The sequence below is a fragment of the Collinsella tanakaei genome, assembly GCF_016902615.1.
Classification (GTDB): domain Bacteria; phylum Actinomycetota; class Coriobacteriia; order Coriobacteriales; family Coriobacteriaceae; genus Collinsella; species Collinsella tanakaei_A.
In genome coordinates, this window is sequence record NZ_JACJMB010000060.1 from 1 (window position 1) to 2,646 (window position 2,646).

2 protein-coding genes and 1 pseudogene are annotated in these 2,646 nt (G+C 65.6%); all 3 read left to right on the top strand.

Annotation, left to right across the window (positions count from 1 at the left end; genetic code table 11):
- A pseudogene (locus H6A21_RS10660) lies at positions 1 to 310 on the top strand (ornithine carbamoyltransferase); the annotation flags it as partial.
- A gap of 165 nt (positions 311 to 475) precedes the next feature.
- Positions 476 to 2,065, top strand: coding sequence for a YfcC family protein (locus H6A21_RS10665; RefSeq protein ID WP_204562763.1), 1,590 nt, complete (start codon positions 476 to 478; stop codon positions 2,063 to 2,065).
- Positions 2,066 to 2,248: 183 nt separating this feature from the next.
- Positions 2,249 to 2,646 (top strand): aminotransferase class I/II-fold pyridoxal phosphate-dependent enzyme (locus tag H6A21_RS10670; protein WP_204562764.1); only part of this gene is annotated, 398 nt, incomplete at its 3' end.

Here is a 2,646-nt window from a genome sequence, read left to right on the forward strand (position 1 = left end):
CTACACCGACGTGTGGGTCTCCATGGGCGAGCCCGACGAGGTCTGGACCGAGCGCATCAAGCAGCTCGAGCCCTACCGCGTCACCACCGAGCTCATGTCCCTTGCCGATCCGTCGGCCATCTTCCTGCACTGCCTGCCCAGCTTCCACGACACCAACACCACCACTGGTGCCGAGATCGCCGAGAAGTTCGGCGTCACCGAGATGGAGGTCGAGGACGAGGTCTTCGAGAGCCCGCAGTCCAAGGTCTTCGACGAGGCCGAGAACCGCATGCACACCATCAAGGCCGTCATGTACGCGACCCTGAAGTAGCCCTCTCAATGTGCCTCCGATGCACGGCCGGACCCCGCCTTCCGGGGTCCGGCGCATCGGGTCAGTTCAGCTGCCATCCGCACCGTCCGTCCGAAAAGATCGCACGGCACGGCGGGCGGACCCGTGCGGAACTGAAACACGTTTGAAGAAAGGGGGATGAGCATAATGGCTGAGACCACCAAGAAAAAGCGTGGGATGCTCTCGTCATTTACCATTCTTCTGCTGTTGTTGGCTATCGTCGCCATCATTACCGTCATCGTCGGCACCATCGCGCCCGACCAGGTGACGCCCGCCCATGCGAGCGACTTCTTCACCGCCCCCGTCAAGGGCTTCGCCGACGCGCTTCCCGTCTGCCTGTTCGTCATGATCTTGGGCGGCTTCCTCGGTATGATGACCGAGACCGGCGCCCTCGACAACGGCATCGCGGCGCTCGTCCAGAAGCTCAAGGGCAACGAGCTCATGATCATCCCGGTCCTGATGTTCATCTTCTCGCTCGGCGGAACCACCTACGGCATGTGCGAGGAGACCGTACCGTTCTACGCGCTGCTCGCCGCCACGATGATGGCCGCCGGCTTCGACCCGCTCGTGGGCGCCGCCACCGTCCTTCTGGGCGCCGGCTGCGGCTGCCTGGGCTCCACGGTGAACCCGTTCGCCGTCGGTGCCGCCGTCGACTCCCTGCGCGGCGTGGGCATCGAGGTCAACCAGACCATCATCATCGGCCTCGGCGCCATCCTGTGGATCGCCACGACCGCCCTGTCCATCGTCTTCGTCATGAGCTACGCCAAGAAGGTCAAGGCTGACAAGGGTTCGACCCTCCTGTCGATGCAGGAGCTCAAGAACGCCGAGGAGGCCCACGGCGCCGCTGCCGCCGAGGCCGCCAAGAAGGTCAACCTCACCGGCCGCCAGAAGGCCTGCCTGGGTATCTTCGCCTTCACGTTCGTCGTCATGATCGCCGGCTTCATTCCCATCGCCGACCTGAACGAGGGCGTCGCCAACTTCTTCGACGCGGGCGCCCAGTACGAGACCGTCGAGACCGAGCTCACCGGGGCCGATCTCGCCGCCACCTACGACGAGGCCAACGGCACCGCCACCGAGCTCGACGGCGCGCTCGCCGACGAGACCGTCGGCGTCGCGACCGGCGACGTCCAGACCGCTCAGGGTTGGTCCGCGTTCGTGACCGGCTTGCCGATCGGCCAGTGGTACTTCGATGAGGCCTCCACGTGGTTCTTCGTGATGGCCATCATCATCGGCATCGTGGGCGGCCTGTCCGAGAAGCAGATCGTCAACACGTTCATCGCGGGCGCTGCCGACATGATGAGCGTCGTGCTGATCATCGCGCTGTCGCGCGGCATCTCGGTCCTCATGGCCTCCACCGGCCTCGACCAGTACGTGCTGAACGCTGCGGCCGATGCGCTCGCCGGCGTGTCCGGCGTCCTGTTCGCGCCGCTCGCCTGGCTGCTCTACTTCGGCCTGTCCTTCCTCATCCCGTCGACCTCCGGCATGGCCACCGTGTCCATGCCCATCATGGGCCCGCTGGCCGCCCAGCTCGGCTTCTCGCCTGAGGTCATGGTCATGATCTTCTCGAGCGCCATCGGCGTCGTGAACCTGTTCACCCCGACGTCCGGCGCCATCATGGGCGGTCTGGCGCTCGCCCGCATCGAGTGGACGACCTGGCTGAAGTTCGCCATGAAGCTCATCGTCGTGCTCTCGATCGTCTCCGCGATCATCTGCACGGTTGCGCTCATGGTCGTGTAGCGCCGCTGAGCCCGGCGCATTCATAGCCGTCTGACCGGTTGCGCAAGGCCGGTGAGACTCCTACCTTTCTGCCCCCTCCCGTTCCGTGCGCGGGAGGGGGCGCAGCAGTTCTTTACACGGTTCGATGGCGCCCTAGGCGCAGGCACGGGGCCGTTCTGTGCGACACGTCGGGGGGCTGAGCCCATGCGTATCGCTACGATCGGGGTGGAGGAGTGGCTGAACGCCCACGAGCGCGATGCCGTCTGGGATATCGCGCGGTCAACCATCTCGTCGCTGACCGTCGACGACCTGCGTGGTCTCGACGGCGCAGACGGCGCAACGCTAGCCGATCGGCTTCGGCGCAAGACGATGAGCTACGGCTGGATCGAGGGGTCGCCCGCCTTCAAGGAACAGGTGGCGAGCCTGTATCGGCGCGAGATCGACACCGCATGTATCCTGCATACGAACGGTTGCACGGGCGCGAACCTCAACGCGCTCATGGCTGTGGTGGAGCCGGAGGACCATGTGATCGTCGAGTGGCCGACCTATGCGCCGCTCTACGAGGCTCCGCGCGCGCTCGGCGCCCGCGTGGAGGCCTGGCA

Coding starts and splice junctions, on each gene's coding strand:
- H6A21_RS10665 (WP_204562763.1), top strand. CDS start 476: ATGGCTGAGACCACCAAGAAAAAGCGTGGGATGCTCTCGTCATTTACC.